Below are 18,834 nucleotides of genomic sequence, written 5' to 3' on the forward strand. Positions count from 1 at the left end.
AGCGATGACGGTCACTGCTACTGATCTCTCCGATCGGATCGTGGACGGTCCGGACGGGTTCTCCGGTGTCGACGCGGATCAGGCGTGGGCCACCGAAGTGCGTCGCCTGCTCGCGCTGCGCAGGGCGACCCTGCTGGCGCACAACTACCAGCTGCCCGCCATCCAGGACGTCGCCGACCATGTCGGCGACTCGCTGGCGTTGTCGCGCATCGCCGCCGAGGCCCCAGAGGACACCATCGTCTTCGCGGGGGTGCACTTCATGGCCGAGACCGCCAAGATCCTCTCGCCCGACAAGACCGTGCTGATCCCGGATCAGCGGGCTGGATGCTCGCTGGCCGACTCGATCACCGCCGACGAATTGCGCGCGTGGAAGGCCGACCATCCCGGAGCGGTGGTGGTCTCCTATGTCAACACCACTGCTGCGGTGAAAGCCGAGACCGACATCTGCTGCACCTCGTCGAACGCCGTGGAGGTGGTGGACTCGATACCTGCCGACCGTGAGGTGCTGTTCTGCCCGGACCAGTTCCTCGGTGCACACGTGCGCCGGATGACCGGCCGCAAGAATCTGCACATCTGGGCCGGTGAGTGCCACGTGCACGCCGGTATCAACGGTGACGAACTTGCCGAGCAGGCGCGCACCCACCCGGAGGCCGAACTGTTCGTCCATCCTGAATGCGGCTGCGCGACCTCGGCCCTCTATCTGGCCGGTGAAGGGTCCTTCCCCGAGGACCGCGTCAAGATCCTTTCGACCGGCGGAATGCTCGACGCCGCTCGTCAGACCGGTGCCCGCCAGGTCCTGGTTGCCACCGAGGTGGGCATGTTGCACCAGTTGCGGCGCGCCGCACCGGATGTCGACTTTCAGGCCGTGAACGATCGGGCATCCTGCCGGTACATGAAGATGATCACCCCGGCGGCCATGCTGCGCTGCCTGATGGAGGGTGCTGATGAAGTGCACGTCGATCCCGAGACCGCGCGCGCGGCGCGTGCCAGCGTGACGCGGATGATCGAGATCGGACAGCCCGGCGGCGGGGAATGAACCCAACCTGCGGTGGCGCGGGAATCTGGCGCCAGCGCGCCGACGTCGTCGTGGTCGGCACCGGGGTGGCGGGATTGGCTGCGGCGCTGGCCGCACACCGGCAGGGTCGTCGCGTCGTGCTGCTCAGCAAAGCCGAGCAGACAGCCACGTTCTACGCCCAGGGCGGCATCGCGGTCGTCCTTCCCGACAATGACGATTCGGTCGAGGCTCACGTCGCCGACACGGTAGCGGCCGGGGCCGGCCTGTGCGATCCAGAAGCAGTGCGTTCGATCGTCGCCGACGGTCACCAGGCCGTTGGTGAACTCGTCGGCATGGGAGCGGCTTTCGACGAATCACCCACCGGGCACTGGGCGCTGACCAGGGAGGGCGGCCACTCGCGCCGGCGAATCATCCACGCCGGGGGTGATGCCACCGGGGCCGAGGTGCAACGGGCGCTCAACCACGCCGCGGCAACCCTGGACGTGCGCCGAAACCACCTCGCCGTCGAGGTGCTTGTCGATGACGGCGCCGTGGCCGGTGTGCTGGTGCGCAGCGATGACGGTCTGGGCGTGATTCACTCTCCGGCCGTGATTCTGGCCACCGGAGGACTGGGGCACTTGTATCAGGCCACCACCAACCCCGACGGATCCACCGGCGACGGTGTGGCGCTTGCACTGTGGGCCGGCCTGCCCGTCAGCGACATCGAGTTCATCCAGTTTCACCCGACCATGCTCTACACCGCCGACGCCGGTGGGCGCCGACCGCTGATCACCGAGGCGTTGCGCGGAGAAGGTGCGACACTGATTGACCGGCAAGGTTTTTCGGTGACGGCCGGAGTGCATCCGATGGGCGACCTGGCGCCGCGCGATGTGGTCGCCGCGGCCATCGAAGCGCGTCTGGCCGCCACCGGCGAGGCGTGTGTGTATCTGGATGCGCGCGCCGTCGACGGCCTGCCGTCGCGGTTCCCGACTGTCACCGCGGCCTGCCTGGCCGCCGGTGTCGACCCGACCCGTCAGCCGATCCCAGTGGTGCCGGGTGCCCATTACAGCTGCGGCGGAATCGTCACCGATCTCGACGGTAGAACCGCATTACCGGGGTTGTTCGCTGCCGGTGAGGTGGCCCGCACCGGGATGCATGGTGCGAACCGTTTGGCCTCCAACAGCCTGCTCGAGGGTCTCGTGGTCGGTGGCCGGGCAGGTCGCGCGGCAGTCCGCCACGCCGACGCCGCCGCCCCTGTTCGGGTGCTGACCCCGAAGACCCCGGTGCGGCCCGTGCTACCCCGGCTCGAACTCCAATCAGCGATGACCCGCCATGCTTCGGTGGTACGTGACGGTGCCCGCCTGCGCGAGGTGACCAACCGGGTTGACCAGGCCGCGTCGCGGGTCCTGCGGTCACGCCGCGACGTCGAGGATGCAGCTTTGACCGCAGTGGCTGCCGCGGTGACAGCAGCGGCCCTGGCCCGCACCGAAACCCGCGGATGCCATCACCGCTCGGACTTTCCCGATTGCGACCCAGCCCAGGCGTTCAGTACCGGACGCGTAGCCGGCCTGTCCCCGGCGGGGTGCTGATGAAATTCACCGACGGTGAGCGCACCGACGCGCGCGACGTGATCACCCGTGCACTGGCGGAGGACCTTCGCTACGGACCCGATGTGACCACGCAGGCCACCGTGGCCGCAGACGCCACCACGTCGGCGTCGGTGGTGGCCCGCGAATCCGGTGTGCTGGCCGGTTCGGAGCTGGCGTTGATGGTGCTCGACGCGGTGCTCGGCGATGACGGTTACCGCGTGGTCTACTGCGCGCCCGACGGCACCCGCCTGGCCGCCGGAGACGCCGCGCTGACCGTCCAGGCCCCCACACAGGGTCTGCTGACCGCCGAACGGACGCTGTTGAACCTGGTGTGCCACCTCTCGGGCGTCGCGACGACCACCGCGGCGTGGGTTGAGGCCGTCGCCGGGACATCCGCCCAGATTCGCGATACCCGAAAAACGCTGCCCGGGCTGCGAGTGCTGCAGAAGTATGCGGTCCGGGTGGGTGGCGGCATCAACCACCGGATGGGCCTCGGGGACGCGGCGTTGATCAAAGACAATCACGTCGCCGCGGCCGGGTCGGTGGTCGCCGCACTGCGCGAAGTCCGTGCGGCGGCGCCTGATCTGCCCTGCGAAGTCGAGGTCGACTCCCTCGAGCAACTCGACGAGGTGCTCGCAGAAGGCGTCGAACTCGTGCTGCTGGACAACTTCCCGGTGTGGCAGACCCAGATCGCGGTGCAGCGCCGGGCCGCGGCCAGCCCGCACACCAAGCTGGAATCCTCCGGTGGCCTGGCGTTGGCGAACGCCGCCGACTACGCGGGCACCGGAGTGGACTACCTGGCCGTCGGCGCGCTGACCCACTCGGTGCAGGTGCTGGATCTGGGGTTGGATCTGTAGAACATGCGATCAGCCCTTGCGGTGGCGGTGCTGGCTCTCGGCGTTGCCGTGTTCGCGCTGCTGCGCACCCTCGACTCGGAGCCGGACTACACCGAGGCTCAGCGCACCGATGCCGTGGCAGCGGTGTGCCAGGCCTTCGAGATGGTTCGCACTGCCGTGGCGACCAACACCAACACCGAGCCTCCGGGCGGTTCCACCGACGTCGCCGGAGCGCTGGCCGCCGCGGCCAATGCGCGGGTCGCGCTGCTCGACGGCGGGCAGTACCTGTTGGCTCGGCTGGAACCGGCCACCCCCGCCGACCTGGCCGACGAGATACGCCGGTTCGCCAACCAACTGATGGACATCGGGGCGGCAGCCACCGCGGGGGTGTCCAACTCCGATCCGGTGCAAGCGGCCCGCCTGGCCGATGCCGAGGCGGCCAGCGCCACCCTGAGCGCGCGCTGCGCGTCAGGCGATGTCGGCGACGAACACCCCTGAGCGTTTGACCAGCATCTGCGCGGTCCGCGGCAACGACTCGTCGGTAGTGCCGGCCGGCAGAACCCGGGGCCGGACCAGATGCAACCTCGTGCGTCCGATCTCGATGTCGGCTTCTCCGGCGGCCAGCACGTTCTTGACCCAGTTGGTCTTGCCGTGCGCCAAGCCGATCGCCAGCACGGCGCCCTTGCGGTAGGGGGTGACGATCGTCTCGTACTGCTTGCCCGACGTGCGACCGCGATGGTGGATCACCCCGAGCCCGGGCATGCGCTTGGACAACGGACGTAGCAGTGGGTTGATGTACTTGATCTGCAGGCGCTCGAACCACGGCGGGAAGATCATCGGCACGCCGGGTGCGTTGTTGGGATGGTTGTTTCTGCTGGTCTGACCGGACATGACGCCTCCGATACGGATTTGTGCAGCTCTGGGACAATGGTCAGCGTGAATGTATCGCCAGGGCTGCTGCGGCGCATCGATCTGCGCGGCACGACGCTGTCGGCGGCTCGCCTGCGCGGGGCACTCCCGCGCGGCGGTGTCGACGTCGACACCGTCGTCCCCAAGGTCCGGCCCATCGTCGATGCGGTCGCCGAACGCGGGGCTGACGCCGCCCTCGAATACGGCGCGTCCTTCGACGGTGTGCGGCCCGACCAGGTCCGAGTCCCCACCGAACACCTCGCGTCGGCGCTGGCCGAGCTTGACGCCGATGTCCGCGTCGCGCTCGAGGTGGCGATCGAGCGGGCCCGTGCCGTGCACGCCGACCAGCGCCGCACGGACACCACCACCACGCTGGCCCCGGGTGCCACCGTGACCGAGCGGTGGGTGCCCGTCGAGCGCGTCGGGCTGTACGTGCCCGGCGGTAACGCCGTCTACCCGTCGAGTGTGGTGATGAACGTGGTCCCCGCGCAGATCGCCGGGGTGGATTCCCTGGTGATCGCCAGCCCGCCACAGGCGTCTGTGCAGGGGCGGTTCCATGGCCTGCCGCACCCGACGATCCTGGCCGCTGCCGCGTTGCTGGGTGTCGATGAGGTGTGGGCGGTCGGCGGTGCTCAGGCGGTCGCGCTGCTGGCATACGGCGGCACCGACACCACGGGGGGCGAGCTGACGCCGGTGGACATGATCACCGGTCCGGGCAACATCTACGTCACCGCCGCCAAGCGGATCTGCCGTTCAACGGTCGGCATCGACGCCGAGGCCGGCCCCACCGAGATCGCGATCCTGGCCGACCACACTGCCGATCCGGTGCACGTCGTCGCCGACATGATCAGCCAGGCCGAACACGACGAGATGGCCGCCAGCGTCTTGGTGACCGACAGTGCCGAGCTGGCCGATGCGACCGGCCGTGAGCTGGCCGTGCAGCTGGAAACCACGGTGCATCGCCGGAGGGTGACCGCGGCGCTGACCGGTCAGCAGTCGGCGATCGTGCTGGTCGACGACATCGAGGCCGGTATCCGCACCGTCAACGCCTACGCCGCCGAACACTTGGAGATCCAGACCGTCGATGCTGCCGCGGTGGCCGGCCGGATCCGTTCTGCCGGAGCGATATTCGTCGGTCCGTACGCACCGGTGAGCCTGGGCGACTACTGCGCCGGGTCCAACCATGTGCTGCCCACCGCAGGGTGCGCGCGGCATTCCAGCGGACTGTCGGTGCAGACGTTCCTACGCGGAATCCACGTCGTGGACTACACCGAGGCCGCGCTGAAGGACGTGTCCGGCCACGTCATCACCCTGGCCCAGGCCGAGGACCTGCCCAGTCACGGTGAAGCGGTGCGCCGAAGGTTCGAGCGATGACCGCGGTGGCGTTGGCGGATCTGCCGCTGCGCGCGGACCTGCGCGGCAAATCACCTTATGGCGCACCGCAGCTTTCGGTCCCAGTGCGGTTGAACACCAACGAGAACCCGCATCCGCCGACCCAGGCGCTCATCGAGGACGTCGCTGCCTCGGTGCGCGACGCCGCGGCTGAGCTGCACCGCTATCCCGACCGGGATGCGGTCGCGCTGCGCACCGACCTCGCCGACTACCTGACCAGGCAGACCGGCTGCCCGGTGGGTATCGACAACGTCTGGGCGGCAAATGGATCCAACGAGATCCTGCAGCAGTTGCTGCAGGCGTTCGGTGGTCCCGGCCGGCGTGCGATCGGCTTCGTACCGTCGTATTCGATGCACCCGATCATCGCCGACGCCACCCAGACCAGGTGGCTGACCGCCCACCGCGCCGACGATTTCAGCCTCGACCCCGCGGTGGCGGCCCGTGCCATCAAGGAGCACAGCCCCGACGTCGTTTTCCTCGCCAGCCCGAACAATCCGTCGGGTCAGAGCGTCACCGCCGACCAGCTGCGGCAGCTCTTGGACGCGCTGTCCGCGCAGTCCGGTGGCATGCTGATCGTCGACGAGGCTTATGGTGAGTTCTCCTCGCAGCCCAGCGCCATCGGGCTGATCGAGGAGTATCCGACCAAACTGGTCGTCACGCGCACGATGAGCAAGGCGTTCGCCTTCGCCGGGGGTCGGCTGGGCTACCTGGTCGCCACGCCCGCGGTGATCGAGGCGATGCTGCTGGTGCGGCTGCCCTACCACTTGTCGTCGCTCACCCAGGCTGCGGCTCGGGCTGCGCTGCGGCACGCCGCGGACACCCTGGGCAGTGTGGCCACGCTGATCGCCGAGCGCGAGCGAGTATCCCGAGAGTTGCAGGATCTGGGTTTCCGGGTGGTACCCAGCGATGCCAACTTCCTGCTGTTCGGTGAGTTCCCGGACGCGCACGCGACGTGGCAGCGCTACCTCGACCACGGCGTGCTCATCCGCGATGTCGGGATCCCCGGATTCCTACGAACCACGATCGGCCTGGCCGACGAGAACGACGCGCTGCTGGCCGCCAGCGCACGAATAGGAGAATCGTGACCACATCATCTGGTTCACCCGGCGTGGACCGCATCGCCCGTCGTGCGTCCATCACGCGCACGACGAAGGAATCCGATATCGCCGTCGAGCTCAACCTCGACGGGACCGGGCAGGTCAGTGTCGACACCGGCGTGCCATTCTTCGATCACATGCTCACCTCGTTGGGCAGCCACGCCAGCTTCGATCTGACCGTCAAAGCCACCGGCGATATTGAGATCGAGGGTCACCATACGATCGAGGACACCGCCATCGTGTTGGGTCAGGCGCTGGGTCAGGCGCTGGGCGACAAGCGTGGCATCCGCCGCTTCGGCGATGCGTTCATCCCGATGGACGAGGCGCTTGCCCACGCGGCCGTGGATGTGTCCGGACGTCCCTACTTCGTGCACACCGGCGAGCCCGAGTACATGGTCGAGTTCACCATCGCTGGTTCCTCGGCGCCGTATCACACCGTGGTGAACCGCCATGTGTTCGAGTCGCTGGCCTTCAACGCTCGCATCGCGCTGCACGTGCGCACGCTCTACGGTCGCGATCCGCACCACATCACCGAGGCGCAGTACAAGGCGCTCGCCCGGGCGCTGCGACACGCCGTCGAGTACGACGACCGGGTCAGTGGGGTGCCCTCGACCAAAGGCACGCTGTGACAAAGAAACTTGTAGTGCTCGACTACGGGTCGGGCAATCTGCGCTCGGCTCAGCGCGCCCTCGAACGGGTCGGTGCCGAGGTGGAGGTCACCGCGGATCCAGCGGCCTCGATGGCCGCCGACGGTCTGGTGGTACCGGGCGTCGGCGCGTTCGAAGCGTGTATGTCGGGACTGAGTGCCATCGGCGGGGAGCAGATCATCGCCGATCGGCTGGCAGCGGGACGCCCGGTACTCGGGGTGTGTGTCGGTATGCAGATCTTGTTCTCCCGCGGCGTGGAGTTCGGTGTCGAGACCACCGGGTGTCGTCAGTGGCCCGGATCGGTGGTGCGCATCGACGCGCCGGTGATACCGCACATGGGCTGGAACGTCGTCGACGCCCCCGCCGACAGCGTGCTGTTCGCCGGAATGTCTGCCGACACCAGGTTCTACTTCGTGCACTCCTACGGTGCCCAGCAGTGGGAGGGTAGCCCGGACGCATCGCTGACCTGGGCCACCCATCACGTACCGTTTTTGGCCGCTGTCGAGGACGGGCCGCTGTCGGCCACCCAGTTCCATCCGGAGAAAAGCGGGGACGCTGGAGCTCAATTGCTGTCGAACTGGGTCGGGGCGCTAAGTTGACCAGCGTGGATTCCGCGAACCCGTCGTCGTCGAAGTTGATTCTGCTGCCCGCTGTGGATGTGGTCGAGGGCCGCGCCGTGCGACTGGTGCAAGGCCAAGCCGGAAGCGAGACCACCTATGGATCGGCGCTCGATGCAGCGATGACCTGGCAGCGCGACGGCGCGGAGTGGATTCACCTGGTCGACCTGGATGCAGCGTTCGGTCGAGGTTCCAACCGCGAACTGCTCGCCGAGGTCGTCGGCAAGCTCGACGTTGCGGTGGAACTGTCCGGCGGCATCCGCGACGACGACTCGCTGGCTGCGGCGCTGGCCACCGGGTGCGCACGGGTCAATCTGGGCACCGCCGCACTGGAGAACCCGCAGTGGTGCGCCAAAGTGGTGGCCGAGCACGGCGACGCAGTGGCCGTCGGGCTCGACGTCAAGATCGTCGATGGCCAGCACCGGCTCCGTGGCCGCGGCTGGGAAACCGATGGCGGCGACTTGTGGACCGTGCTGGAACGCCTTGACCGCGAAGGCTGTTCACGTTTCGTGGTGACCGACGTCACCAAAGACGGCACCTTGAACGGTCCCAATCTTGAGCTCTTGATGCAGGTGTGTGAGCGCACCGACGCGCCGGTCATCGCCTCCGGCGGGGTCTCCAGCCTCGATGATCTGCGCGCGATCGCAACCCTGACCGGACACGGAGTGGAAGGCGCCATCGTCGGGAAAGCGCTCTACGCCGAACGGTTCACGTTGCCGCAGGCGCTGGCCGCGGTCAGTCAGTAAGGGGAAGCCGATGCTCGATTCGCAGCAGCTGACCGAACTGCTGGCCACCGCGGCTGGAATCCTCGACTCGGCCTCCTCGCAGTTCGTCAACGGTCACCGCGCCGACTCGGCGGTGGCGAAAAAGGGAAACGACTTCGCCACCGACGTCGATCTCGCGCTGGAAAAGCGCATCACGGCCGAGTTGACGCGGCTCACCGGAATCGGTGTCCACGGCGAGGAGTTCGGCGGCGAGTCGCTCGAGGCCGACCAGGTGTGGGTGCTCGACCCGATCGACGGGACCTTCAATTACGCCGCAGGTCTGCCGACGGCGGCGATGCTGCTCGGACTGCTCGTCGACGGCGAGCCGGTTCTGGGGTTGACGTGGTTGCCGTTCACCTCCCAGCGGTACACGGCGATTGTCGAGGGGCCGGTGCACTGCAATGGGCAACCCCTGGACGGTTTGGTGTCCGCCACGCTTGCCGATTCGGTCGTCGCGACCGGCACATACAACATCGAATCCCGAGGTCGGTTTCCCGGACGTTACCGGGCAGCAGTATTGGCGAATCTGAGCCGGGAGTGCTCACGGATCCGTATGCACGGTGCCACCGGTGTCGATCTCGCCTACGTCTCGGCCGGAATACTCGGCGGCGCAATCAGTTTCGGCCACCACGTGTGGGACCATGCAGCCGGGGTGGCGCTGGTGCGGGCGGCCGGAGGTCGTGTCACCGACCTCGCCGGTGAACGCTGGACGCCGACGTCGTCGTCAGCATTGGCAGCGGCGCCCGAGGTGCACGAGCGGATGCTTGAGCTCATCGGTGCTGCGGGCGCTCCGGAGGATTACCGGTGACTGCGTCCAGTGACGTTGCCACCCGGGTGATTCCCTGTCTGGACGTCGACGCCGGCCGAGTCGTCAAGGGCGTGAACTTCGCCAACCTGCGTGACGCGGGTGATCCCGTGGAACTGGCTGCCGCCTACGACGCCGAGGGTGCCGACGAGCTGACGTTCCTCGACGTGACCGCGTCGTCGTCGGGGCGCGCAACGATGCTGGAGGTGGTCCAGCGCACGGCCGATCAGGTGTTCATCCCGCTCACCGTCGGTGGCGGTGTCCGTTCGGTCGGTGATGTGGACGTGTTGCTGCGGGCCGGTGCGGACAAGGTGTCGGTCAACACCGCCGCGATCGCGCGCCCGGAGTTGCTCTCGGAGTTGTCGCGCCGGTTCGGCTCCCAGTGCATCGTGCTTTCGGTGGATGCGCGCACGGTGCCGCAGGGCTCGCCACCCACGACGTCTGGGTGGGAGGTCACCACCCACGGTGGTCGGCGCGGCACCGGTCTCGACGCGGTCGAATGGGCAGTCCGTGGTGCCGAACTGGGGGTGGGGGAGATCCTGCTCAACTCGATGGACTTCGACGGGACGAAAGCCGGTTTCGACTTGCCGATGCTGCGCGCCGTGCGGGGCGCAGTCTCGGTGCCGGTGATCGCCAGCGGTGGTGCAGGGGCGGTGGAGCACTTCGCGCCCGCGGTGCACGCCGGTGCCGATGCGGTGTTGGCGGCCAGCGTCTTTCACTTCCGTGAGCTGACCATCGGCCAGGTGAAGGCGGCGATGGCTGCTGAGGGGATCACGGTGCGGTGAGGTTGGACCCGGCGATCGCGCAGCGATTGAAACGCAACGCCGACGGCCTGTTCACCGCGGTGGTTCAGGAACGCGCCACCGGGCAGGTGCTGATGGTGGCCTGGATGGACGACGACGCGCTGGCACGAACGCTGGAAACCCGCGAGGCAACCTATTTCTCGCGGTCGCGGGGCGAGCAGTGGATCAAGGGTGCAACGTCGGGGCACACCCAGCATGTGCATTCGGTGCGTCTGGACTGTGACGGCGACACTGTGTTGCTCGAAGTCGATCAGGTCGGTGCGGCCTGCCACACCGGAGCCCACACCTGCTTCGACGCCGACCAGCTGCTGGGCCCCGAAACCTGAGGGCAGGTCAGCCCGCTGTGTGGCGCCGCAGCACTTCCAGTGCCTTGTCGGCGTGCACGTCCATGCTGAACTCGCTGGAGATCACCTCGAGCACTGTGGCGTCGGTGCTGATCACAAATGTCGAGCGCTTCACCGGCACCAGCTTGCCCAGTAGTCCGCGCTTGACGCCGAATTGGGTGGCGACCGCACCGTCGCTGTCGGAGAGCAGGGGATAGCCGAACCCTTGCTGGTCAGCGAACTTGGCCTGTTTGTCGACGGGGTCGGCGCTGATGCCCACGGTGGTGGCGCCGACCGCGGCGAACTCGGCGGCCAGATCCCGGAAATGGCAGGCCTCCTTGGTGCAACCCGGCGTCATCGCCGCCGGGTAGAAGAACAGCACCATCGGGCCGGCGGCAAGCAGGTCGGTCAGTCGCCGGGGCGTGCCCGTCTGATCGGGGAGTTCGAACTCGGCGACCTTGTCACCCGGTTTGAGGGGATTCATGTTCTCAACCGTACTTCTGGGACAATCACCGCGTGCAGACGACCGCAACCCTCAGCGCGACCACGACGCGCGAGGACTTCCGGGCCCTGGCCGCCGAGCACCGTGTGGTGCCGGTGACGCGCAAGGTGCTCGCCGACAGCGAGACGCCGCTGTCGGCGTATCGCAAACTGGCCGCCAATCGCCCTGGAACATTCCTGCTGGAGTCCGCAGAGAACGGGCGGTCATGGTCGCGGTGGTCGTTCATCGGTGCCGGCGCGCCCTCGGCGCTGACGGTGCGCGACGGCGAAGCAGGCTGGCTGGGCACCATACCCAAGGATGCCCCGTCCGGGGGCGATCCGCTGGAGGCGCTGCGGGCCACGCTGGCCCTGCTGGAGACCGCGGCGCTGCCCGGTCTACCGCCGCTGTCCTCGGGTCTGGTCGGCTATTTCGCCTATGACTTCGTCCGGCGCCTCGAGCGTCTGCCGGAACTTACCGTCGACGATCTCGGTCTGCCGGACATGGTGTTGCTGTTGGCCACCGACATCGCCGCGGTCGACCACCACGAAGGCACCATCACCCTGATCGCGAACGCGGTGAACTGGAACGGCACCGACGAGCACGTCGACCGGGCCTACGACGACGCAGTGGCACGGGTAGAGGTGATGACCTCGGCACTGGCCGAGCCGCTGCCCTCGACGGTCGCGACGTTCGGCCGGCCGGCGCCGATCCATCGCGCGCAGCGCACCGTGGAGGAGTACACCGCAATCGTCGACAAACTCGTCGGCGACATCGAGGCCGGCGAGGCCTTCCAGGTGGTGCCGTCGCAGCGTTTCGAGATGGACACCGATGCCGACCCGTTGGACGTCTACCGGATGCTGCGGGTGTCCAATCCCAGCCCGTACATGTATCTGCTCAACGTGCCCGACTCCGCCGGCGGAATCGACTTCTCCATCGTCGGGTCCAGCCCCGAGGCGCTGGTGACGGTCAAGGACGGGCGCGCCACGACGCATCCGATCGCGGGGACGCGCTGGCGCGGCGACACCGAAGAGGAAGACCTGCTGCTGGAAAAGGAGCTGCTGGCCGACGAGAAGGAACGTGCCGAACACCTGATGCTGGTCGACCTCGGTCGCAACGATCTGGGCCGAGTGTGTCGGCCCGGCACCGTGCGGGTCGAGGACTACAGCCACATCGAGCGGTACAGCCACGTCATGCACCTGGTGTCGACGGTGACCGGACTGCTCGCCGACGGGAGAACCGCGCTGGACGCGGTGACGGCGTGTTTTCCAGCCGGCACGCTGTCGGGGGCGCCCAAGGTGCGTGCCATGGAACTCATCGAGGAGGTCGAGAAGACCCGACGCGGACTGTACGGCGGTGTGCTCGGCTACCTGGACTTCGCCGGCAACGCCGACTTTGCGATCGCGATCCGGACCGCGCTGATGCGCAACGGCACCGCTTATGTGCAGGCCGGGGGAGGCGTGGTCGCCGACTCCAACGGTCCCTATGAGTACACCGAGGCGTCCAACAAGGCCCGGGCCGTGTTGAGTGCGATCGCTGCGGCCGAAACGCTGAGTGCGCCGTGATCAGGGCCGCCCAACTGCTGCTGGTGCTGGCCGCCGCCGGACTGTGGGTGGGCTCGCGGCTGACGTGGGTCGAGGTGGACTCGTTCGACGGCCTCGGCCAGCCCAGGACGACCGACCTCAGCGGGGCCACCTGGTCGACGGCGCTGCTGCCGCTGGCGTTGCTGGTGTTGGCGGCCGCGGCTGCTGCACTGGCCGTGCGGGGATGGCCACTGCGCATCCTGTCGGTGCTGGTGGCGGCGGCGAGCGCCGGCATGGGGTACCTGGCAATCGGGCTGTGGGTGATTCCGGATGTCGCCCCCCGCGCGATCCGGCTGGCAGATCTGCCGGTTTGGGAGCTGCTCGATACCGAGCGTCACTACGCGGGCGCGGTGGTGACGTTGGTTGCCGCGGTCTTGTCGCTGTTGGGCGCGGTGCTGTTGATGCGGGCCGCGGCCACCCCGCGCACCGACACTGCGCGCTACGCGCGCCGCGCCGAGCCGGTCGACGGCCCGGCCTCGTCGATGTCGGAACGCGCGATCTGGGACGCGCTGGACGAGGGGGCCGATCCGACCCGCGACACACCTGACCCGGACCTGAGGGGCGGTGATCGGTGATGGCGCGGTGGCGGCTACCCTTCGTTAAAGACCAAACGGCTGTCAGGGGAAGGGAAGCGACGCCTATGGGTTCGGCGACCGTGCTCGACTCCATCCTCGAAGGGGTCCGTGCCGACGTTGCCGCTCGCGAGGCCGTGGTGAGTTTGGCCGAGATCAAGGAGCGGGCAAAGAAGGCGCCGGCGCCTCTGGATGTGCTGAGTGCGCTGCGGGCGCCGGGTATCGCGGTGATCGCCGAGGTCAAGCGTGCCAGCCCGTCACGCGGTGAACTTGCGGCCATCGCCGACCCAGCCGAGCTCGCGAGGGCGTATCAGGATGGCGGCGCGAGGGTCATCAGCGTGTTGACCGAACAGCGGCGCTTCCATGGGTCGCTCGATGACCTCGACGCGGTCCGTGCCGCGGTGTCGATCCCGGTGCTGCGCAAAGATTTCATCGTCTGGCCCTACCAGATTCACGAAGCGCGGGCTCATGGCGCCGACATGCTTCTGCTGATCGTGGCTGCACTCGAGCAACCGGCGCTGGAGTCGCTGCTCGAACGCACGGAGTCCCTCGGTATGACCGCCTTGGTCGAGGTGCATACCGAGGAGGAGGCAGATCGGGCGCTGGAGGCCGGCGCGAAGGTCATCGGCGTCAACGCACGCAATCTGAAGACTCTGGAAGTTGATCGCAGCACCTTCTCGCGCATCGCGCCCGGACTGCCGAGCAACGTGATCCGGGTCGCGGAGTCCGGTGTGCGGGGCACCGCTGATCTGCTCGGATATGCGGGGGCCGGAGCCGACGCAGTGCTGGTCGGGGAGGGACTGGTCACCAGCGGTGATCCTCGCAGCGCCGTCGCCGACCTCGTCACGGCCGGTACGCATCCGTCGTGCCCGAAACCTGCCCGTTAGGTGAACGAGCTGACCGGTGTCGACCTGCCGCGTGCCAGCGCGGCGGTCGCCGAACCGACTGCCCACGACCCGGACGCGCGCGGACATTTCGGCGTTTACGGTGGCCGTTACGTGCCCGAGGCGCTGATGGCGGTGATCGAAGAGGTCACCGCCGCCTACGAGAAGGCGCGCGGCGATCAGACTTTCCTCGATGAACTGGACCGGCTGCAACGGCATTACGCCGGACGACCGTCACCGCTGTATGAGGCTGAGCGGCTTCGCGACCACGCCGGCGGGGCCAGGGTGTTCCTCAAACGAGAGGACCTCAACCACACCGGCTCACACAAGATCAACAATGTGCTGGGCCAGGCGCTGCTAGCGCGTCAGATGGGTAAGACCCGCGTGATCGCCGAGACCGGCGCCGGACAACATGGCGTGGCCACCGCGACGGCCTGCGCGTTGCTGGGGCTCGAGTGCGTCATCTATATGGGTGCGGTCGACACGGCGCGGCAGGCCTTGAACGTGGCACGGATGCGCCTGCTCGGGGCGACGGTGGTTTCTGTCGAGTCGGGGTCCAAGACGCTCAAGGACGCGATCAACGACACGTTCCGCGATTGGGTCACCAATGCCGACAACACCTACTACTGCTTCGGCACGGCGGCGGGTCCGCACCCGTTCCCGATGATGGTGCGCGATTTTCAGCGCGTGATCGGGATGGAGGCGCGGGCGCAGATGCTGGATCAGGCGGGACGGCTGCCCGACGCGGTGGTCGCGTGCGTCGGGGGTGGATCCAACGCGATCGGCATCTTCCACGCGTTCATCGATGACCCCGGTGTACAGCTGATCGGCTACGAGGCCGCGGGCGACGGCGTCGAAACCGGGCGTCATGCCGCGACTTTCACCGGCGGTTCACCCGGGGCGTTTCAAGGGTCGTATTCCTACCTGCTTCAGGACGAAGATGGCCAGACGATCGAATCACATTCGATCTCAGCGGGTTTGGACTACCCCGGGGTGGGGCCTGAGCATGCTCTGCTCAAGGATGTCGGGCGTGCTCGATACCAGCCGATCACCGACAGCGAAGCCATGGATGCGCTGTCGCTGCTCAGCCGCACCGAGGGGATCATCCCGGCGATCGAGTCGGCTCACGCCGTGGCCGGCGCGTTGAAATTGGGTCCCGAACTTGGGCCCGGAGCGATGATCCTGGTGAATCTGTCGGGCCGCGGCGACAAAGATGTCGAGACGGCTGCCAAGTGGTTCGGGCTTCTTGACGGTGGGCCGTCGTGAGCCGCCTCTCGGGAGTGTTCGAATCCTGTCGGGCCGAGGAACGCGCTGCACTCATCGGCTACCTGCCGACGGGATATCCAGATGTGCCGACTTCGATTTCGGCGATGACCGCACTGGTCGAGTCGGGATGCGACATCGTCGAGGTGGGTATCGCCTACTCCGACCCGGGAATGGATGGCCCGACGATCGCTGCGGCCACCGAGGTGGCGCTGCGCGGGGGCGTGCGGGTTCGGGACGCGTTGAGCGCGGTAGAGGCGATCAGCAACGCCGGCGGCAACGCAGTGGTGATGAGCTATTGGAATCTGGTGCTGCGCAAAGGCGTCGACACCTTTGCCCGCGACCTCGCGTCCGCCGGCGGGCTGGGCATCATCACTCCTGATCTGATTCCCGACGAGGCCGATGAGTGGATGGCCGCGTCGGAGGCGCACAACCTCGATCGAATCTTCCTGGTGGCACCGTCTTCGACACCTGAACGTCTGGCCCAAACGGTGCAGGCGTCGCGCGGGTTCGTCTACGCGGCGTCCACGATGGGTGTTACCGGGGCACGTGACGCGGTTTCCGATACCGCACCGGAGCTCGTGCGTCGCATCAAGGAGGTTGCCGACATTCCGGTCGGAGTGGGCCTCGGGGTGCGCTCGCGTGAGCAGGCAGCCGAGATCGGCGCGTACGCTGACGGTGTGATCGTCGGTTCGGCGCTGGTGTCCGCGCTGACCGACGGTATGCCGGCGATGCGCACGCTGACCGCGGAGTTGGCGGACGGAGTGCGGCAGAGGGTCACTGCGTGACCACGACGCTGCTGGCTTCGTTCCCGAGCCCCCCTCAGGGTGTCTGGTATCTGGGTCCGTTCCCGGTACGCGCGTACGCGCTGTTCATCATCGCCGGCATCATCGCGGCGTTGGTGATCGGCGATCGGCGGTGGGTGGCCCGAGGCGGTGAGCCCGGCATGGTCTACGACATCGCGTTGTGGGCCGTGACGTTCGGCTTGATCGGCGGCCGTCTTTATCACGTGCTGACCGACTGGAGTACCTACTTCGGCCCGGGGGGAGCCGGTTTCGTCGCTGCGCTGCGGATCTGGGACGGCGGCCTGGGGATCTGGGGCGCAGTCGCGCTGGGCGGCGTCGGTGCCTGGATTGGCTGCCGCAGAGCGGGAATCCCGCTACCGGCGTTCGGCGACGCCATTGCGCCGGGCATCATTCTGGCGCAGGCGCTCGGCCGTCTCGGCAACTATTTCAATCAGGAACTCTACGGGCGCGAAACAACGCTGCCGTGGGGGTTGGAGATCTACGAGCGCCGTAATGCCGCCGGTGCTGTCGACTTCCTCAACGGGGTCTCGACCGGTCAGCTGCTGGAGGTCGTGCACCCGACTTTCCTCTACGAGCTGCTGTGGAACCTGTTGGTCTTCGTCGCGCTGTTGGTCATCGATCGGCGTTTCAGGATCGGTCACGGCCGACTCTTTGCGCTGTACGTCGCGGGGTACTGCGTCGGCCGATTCTGGATCGAGTTGCTGCGCAGCGACTTCGCGACCGAAATCGCCGGTGTCCGGATCAACTCGTTTACCGCGACTTTCGTGTTCATCGGCGCTGTGGTCTACATCATGGCTGCTCCGCGGGGCCGCGAAGACCCGGCGATGTTGCGCGGGACACAGCAGGCCTCGGCCGAGGACGTAGTCAAGGACCTCGCGGTGGGGGCTTCCACGACTGGTGTCGTGGCGGCGGCTGCGGTGGCTGCTGAGGAAGACCGAGAAGAGGCCCAATCCGATACCGACGATGTCGGTGGTGTCGGGTCGGTCGAGGAGGACGAGCTCGCCGAAGCAGTGGACGACGCGCCGGACGCCCACGAGGCTGCCTTGGCCGGCGAAGCCGATGCCGAAGCATTGGCAAGCGAGGCCGCCGGTGAAGACGATGCCGGGGGTGACTCTGCCGAGCAGCGTGGGCCCGTCTTCGCCGACGCGCCGGAGGCCGAAGCGCAGACAGATGCCGGTGGAGTCGGGGCCGTGGAGGGCGACGAAGCCGAGCACATGCTGGAGGCTGTCTCCGGTCGTGACGCCGCGAGCGAGGGACAGCTGCAACCGGCCGTCGAGAAGCTCGACGACGAGATCCCCGTTGACGATGCCGGCGAGTCTGAACGAGACGAGGAGTCGGTCGCCGACACCGAGTCAGTCAGCGATGAGGTGCCCGTTGTCGAGGGTGAGGATGCTGCGGAGGCGTTGGCCGGTGCTGAGGATGCCGAGGAGACCGATGGTGGTGAACCCCCGTCGGAGGAGGAGTCTGCTCCGAACACCGAATCTGCCGAGGCCGATGCTGATGCCGTGGCCGAGGCTGATGAGGAGTCGGTCGCCGGTGAGGAGTCGGTAGCCGAGGAGGTGCCGGTGGCCGAGGGTGAGGATGCTGCGGAGGCGTTGGCCGGTGCTGAGGATGCCGAGGAGACCGATGGTGGTGAACCCCCGTCGGAGGAGGAGTCTGCTCCGGACACCGAATCTGCCGGGGCCGATGCTGATGCCGTGGCCGAGGCTGATGAGGAGTCGGTCGCCGGTGAGGAGTCGGTAGCCGAGGAGGTGCCGGTGGCCGAGGGTGAGGATGCTGCGGAGGCGTTGGCCGGTGCTGAGGATGCCGAGGAGACCGATGGTGGTGAACCCCCGTCGGAGGAGGAGTCTGCTCCGGACACCGAATCTGCCGAGGCCGATGCTGATGCCGTGGCCGAGGCTGATGAGGAGCCCGGTGCTGACGACGAAATCCGTTCCAGTGAGGATCCCGCCGGTAGTGAGGTCCCGCCAGCCGCGGGCGAGGATACTGCCGAAGCGCTTACCGGGACAGCGGTCGTCGATCACAGTGACGGTGAGGCGGCCGTTTCGGAGACCGCCGGTGACCCTGCCGAGCAACCTGAACGTCCCACTTCGCCGCCCTTGCCGACGGTGAGCTCATCCTACGGTGGCGGACGTGTCCGACAATGGTTGCGCAGACGTCGAAACCGCTAGCCAGGCCCGAGACGAATATCGGTCGCCGCGGTGAGCCGGTCGGCGGGCAATCCGGCGTGCCGACAGACGTGGGAGACCGAATCGGCCGAGCCTGCGCTGAAGACCCCGAAAAGTACCTCGTCTGCAGGAACGACGATCATGGCTGTCAGTGTGATGGTCGTGCCGAGGGCGGATATGGCGGCAGCACTCGCTTCCAGGATGGCAGTCGTCAGTTCCAGTGATTCGCGTACGGCCGCCGGCTGATACCACTCGACCAGATAACACGGTTCCGGCGCGCTCACCGGTCCGAGATTATTCGGTG

20 protein-coding genes and 1 pseudogene are annotated in these 18,834 nt (G+C 67.6%); 18 read left to right on the top strand and 3 right to left on the bottom strand.

Going from position 1 to position 18,834, the window contains the following annotated elements:
• The first annotated feature begins 4 nt into the window (after positions 1-4).
• The 4 genes from nadA to KXD98_RS12620 are packed head-to-tail and all read left to right on the top strand — an operon-like array spanning position 5 to position 3,917.
• Positions 5-1,036, top strand: a complete 1,032-nt coding sequence (gene nadA / locus KXD98_RS12605; RefSeq protein WP_260764699.1) for a quinolinate synthase NadA — start codon at positions 5-7, stop codon at positions 1,034-1,036.
• Positions 1,033-2,583 (top strand): L-aspartate oxidase, encoded by a 1,551-nt coding sequence (locus KXD98_RS12610; RefSeq protein WP_260764701.1) that lies wholly within the window; start codon positions 1,033-1,035, stop codon positions 2,581-2,583. Before nadA ends, KXD98_RS12610 begins: the two co-directional genes overlap by 4 nt.
• On the top strand, positions 2,583-3,440 hold the full coding sequence (gene nadC, locus KXD98_RS12615; protein ID WP_260764702.1) for a carboxylating nicotinate-nucleotide diphosphorylase: 858 nt from the start codon (positions 2,583-2,585) through the stop codon (positions 3,438-3,440). Before KXD98_RS12610 ends, nadC begins: the two co-directional genes overlap by 1 nt.
• A gap of 3 nt (positions 3,441-3,443) precedes the next feature.
• Positions 3,444-3,917, top strand: a complete 474-nt coding sequence (locus KXD98_RS12620; protein WP_260764704.1) for a hypothetical protein — start codon at positions 3,444-3,446, stop codon at positions 3,915-3,917.
• On the opposite strand, the gene KXD98_RS12625 is transcribed toward KXD98_RS12620, so the two are convergent.
• Entirely contained in the window at positions 3,888-4,310 is a 423-nt protein-coding gene (locus tag KXD98_RS12625; RefSeq protein WP_260764705.1) for a nitroreductase family deazaflavin-dependent oxidoreductase, read from the bottom strand. The genes KXD98_RS12620 and KXD98_RS12625 overlap by 30 nt on opposite strands.
• 63 nt (positions 4,311-4,373) lie before the next feature.
• Here KXD98_RS12625 and hisD point away from each other — a divergent pair, with 63 nt between their 5' ends.
• The 8 genes from hisD to hisI are packed head-to-tail and all read left to right on the top strand — an operon-like array spanning position 4,374 to position 10,779.
• Entirely contained in the window at positions 4,374-5,702 is a 1,329-nt protein-coding gene (gene hisD, locus KXD98_RS12630) for a histidinol dehydrogenase (protein ID WP_260765165.1), read from the top strand.
• Positions 5,699-6,805 (top strand): histidinol-phosphate transaminase, encoded by a 1,107-nt coding sequence (locus KXD98_RS12635; RefSeq protein WP_260764711.1) that lies wholly within the window; start codon positions 5,699-5,701, stop codon positions 6,803-6,805. The genes hisD and KXD98_RS12635 overlap by 4 nt, the downstream gene beginning before the upstream one ends.
• A gap of 23 nt (positions 6,806-6,828) precedes the next feature.
• Complete coding sequence (gene hisB / locus KXD98_RS12640) at positions 6,829-7,446, top strand: imidazoleglycerol-phosphate dehydratase HisB (RefSeq protein ID WP_396883182.1); 618 nt, start codon at positions 6,829-6,831, stop codon at positions 7,444-7,446.
• Positions 7,443-8,063, top strand: a complete 621-nt coding sequence (gene hisH, locus KXD98_RS12645) for an imidazole glycerol phosphate synthase subunit HisH (RefSeq protein ID WP_260764712.1) — start codon at positions 7,443-7,445, stop codon at positions 8,061-8,063. Before hisB ends, hisH begins: the two co-directional genes overlap by 4 nt.
• 35 nt (positions 8,064-8,098) lie before the next feature.
• Positions 8,099-8,827, top strand: coding sequence for a bifunctional 1-(5-phosphoribosyl)-5-((5-phosphoribosylamino)methylideneamino)imidazole-4-carboxamide isomerase/phosphoribosylanthranilate isomerase PriA (gene priA / locus KXD98_RS12650; protein WP_260765167.1), 729 nt, complete (start codon positions 8,099-8,101; stop codon positions 8,825-8,827).
• 10 nt (positions 8,828-8,837) lie between these two features.
• Complete coding sequence (locus KXD98_RS12655) at positions 8,838-9,653, top strand: inositol monophosphatase family protein (RefSeq protein WP_260764716.1); 816 nt, start codon at positions 8,838-8,840, stop codon at positions 9,651-9,653.
• Entirely contained in the window at positions 9,650-10,435 is a 786-nt protein-coding gene (gene hisF, locus KXD98_RS12660) for an imidazole glycerol phosphate synthase subunit HisF (protein WP_260764719.1), read from the top strand. Before KXD98_RS12655 ends, hisF begins: the two co-directional genes overlap by 4 nt.
• Positions 10,432-10,779: a phosphoribosyl-AMP cyclohydrolase gene (gene hisI, locus KXD98_RS12665; protein WP_260764721.1), complete on the top strand. Its 348-nt coding sequence runs from the start codon at positions 10,432-10,434 to the stop codon at positions 10,777-10,779. The genes hisF and hisI overlap by 4 nt, the downstream gene beginning before the upstream one ends.
• Before the next feature lie 7 nt (positions 10,780-10,786).
• Here the strand turns inward: hisI and KXD98_RS12670 are convergent, their stop codons facing one another.
• Entirely contained in the window at positions 10,787-11,260 is a 474-nt protein-coding gene (locus KXD98_RS12670) for a peroxiredoxin (protein ID WP_260764722.1), read from the bottom strand.
• Positions 11,261-11,292: 32 nt separating this feature from the next.
• On the opposite strand from KXD98_RS12670, the gene KXD98_RS12675 reads away from it, so the two are divergent.
• From KXD98_RS12675 to lgt, 6 genes and pseudogenes are all read left to right on the top strand, one after another.
• A complete protein-coding gene (locus KXD98_RS12675; protein ID WP_260764724.1) occupies positions 11,293-12,819 on the top strand; it encodes an anthranilate synthase component I in 1,527 nt (508 codons plus the stop codon).
• On the top strand, positions 12,816-13,412 hold the full coding sequence (locus KXD98_RS12680) for a TIGR02234 family membrane protein (RefSeq protein WP_260764725.1): 597 nt from the start codon (positions 12,816-12,818) through the stop codon (positions 13,410-13,412). Before KXD98_RS12675 ends, KXD98_RS12680 begins: the two co-directional genes overlap by 4 nt.
• Before the next feature lie 65 nt (positions 13,413-13,477).
• On the top strand, positions 13,478-14,296 hold the full coding sequence (gene trpC, locus KXD98_RS12685) for an indole-3-glycerol phosphate synthase TrpC (protein WP_260764728.1): 819 nt from the start codon (positions 13,478-13,480) through the stop codon (positions 14,294-14,296).
• Positions 14,297-15,559 carry a tryptophan synthase subunit beta gene (gene trpB, locus KXD98_RS12690; protein WP_260764730.1) on the top strand — a complete coding sequence of 421 codons (1,263 nt, stop codon included), beginning with the start codon at positions 14,297-14,299 and terminating at the stop codon, positions 15,557-15,559.
• On the top strand, positions 15,556-16,344 hold the full coding sequence (trpA, locus tag KXD98_RS12695) for a tryptophan synthase subunit alpha (RefSeq protein ID WP_260764732.1): 789 nt from the start codon (positions 15,556-15,558) through the stop codon (positions 16,342-16,344). Before trpB ends, trpA begins: the two co-directional genes overlap by 4 nt.
• An 8-nt stretch (positions 16,345-16,352) precedes the next feature.
• Positions 16,353-17,202: pseudogene (gene lgt / locus KXD98_RS28540) on the top strand (prolipoprotein diacylglyceryl transferase); the annotation flags it as partial.
• 1,327 nt (positions 17,203-18,529) lie between these two features.
• Here lgt and KXD98_RS12705 read toward each other — a convergent pair.
• The gene (locus KXD98_RS12705) at positions 18,530-18,814 is read right to left on the bottom strand and encodes a hypothetical protein (protein WP_260764734.1); all 285 of its coding nucleotides are present in this window, start codon (positions 18,812-18,814) and stop codon (positions 18,530-18,532) included.
• Positions 18,815-18,834: the final 20 nt, after the last annotated feature.

The organism is Mycobacterium sp. SMC-4, from assembly GCF_025263265.1.
In the GTDB taxonomy this organism is placed as follows: domain Bacteria; phylum Actinomycetota; class Actinomycetes; order Mycobacteriales; family Mycobacteriaceae; genus Mycobacterium.

Bases quoted from the DNA above. Each gene is read 5' to 3' on its own strand.
- KXD98_RS12670 (WP_260764722.1), bottom strand. From the start codon at position 11,260: ATGAATCCCCTCAAACCGGGTGACAAGGTCGCCGAGTTCGAACTCCCC.
- trpC (WP_260764728.1), top strand. From the start codon at position 13,478: ATGGGTTCGGCGACCGTGCTCGACTCCATCCTCGAAGGGGTCCGTGCC.
- nadA (WP_260764699.1), top strand. From the start codon at position 5: ATGACGGTCACTGCTACTGATCTCTCCGATCGGATCGTGGACGGTCCG.
- KXD98_RS12625 (WP_260764705.1), bottom strand. From the start codon at position 4,310: ATGTCCGGTCAGACCAGCAGAAACAACCATCCCAACAACGCACCCGGC.
- KXD98_RS12610 (WP_260764701.1), top strand. From the start codon at position 1,033: ATGAACCCAACCTGCGGTGGCGCGGGAATCTGGCGCCAGCGCGCCGAC.
- KXD98_RS12655 (WP_260764716.1), top strand. From the start codon at position 8,838: ATGCTCGATTCGCAGCAGCTGACCGAACTGCTGGCCACCGCGGCTGGA.
- KXD98_RS12635 (WP_260764711.1), top strand. From the start codon at position 5,699: ATGACCGCGGTGGCGTTGGCGGATCTGCCGCTGCGCGCGGACCTGCGC.
- KXD98_RS12620 (WP_260764704.1), top strand. From the start codon at position 3,444: ATGCGATCAGCCCTTGCGGTGGCGGTGCTGGCTCTCGGCGTTGCCGTG.
- nadC (WP_260764702.1), top strand. From the start codon at position 2,583: ATGAAATTCACCGACGGTGAGCGCACCGACGCGCGCGACGTGATCACC.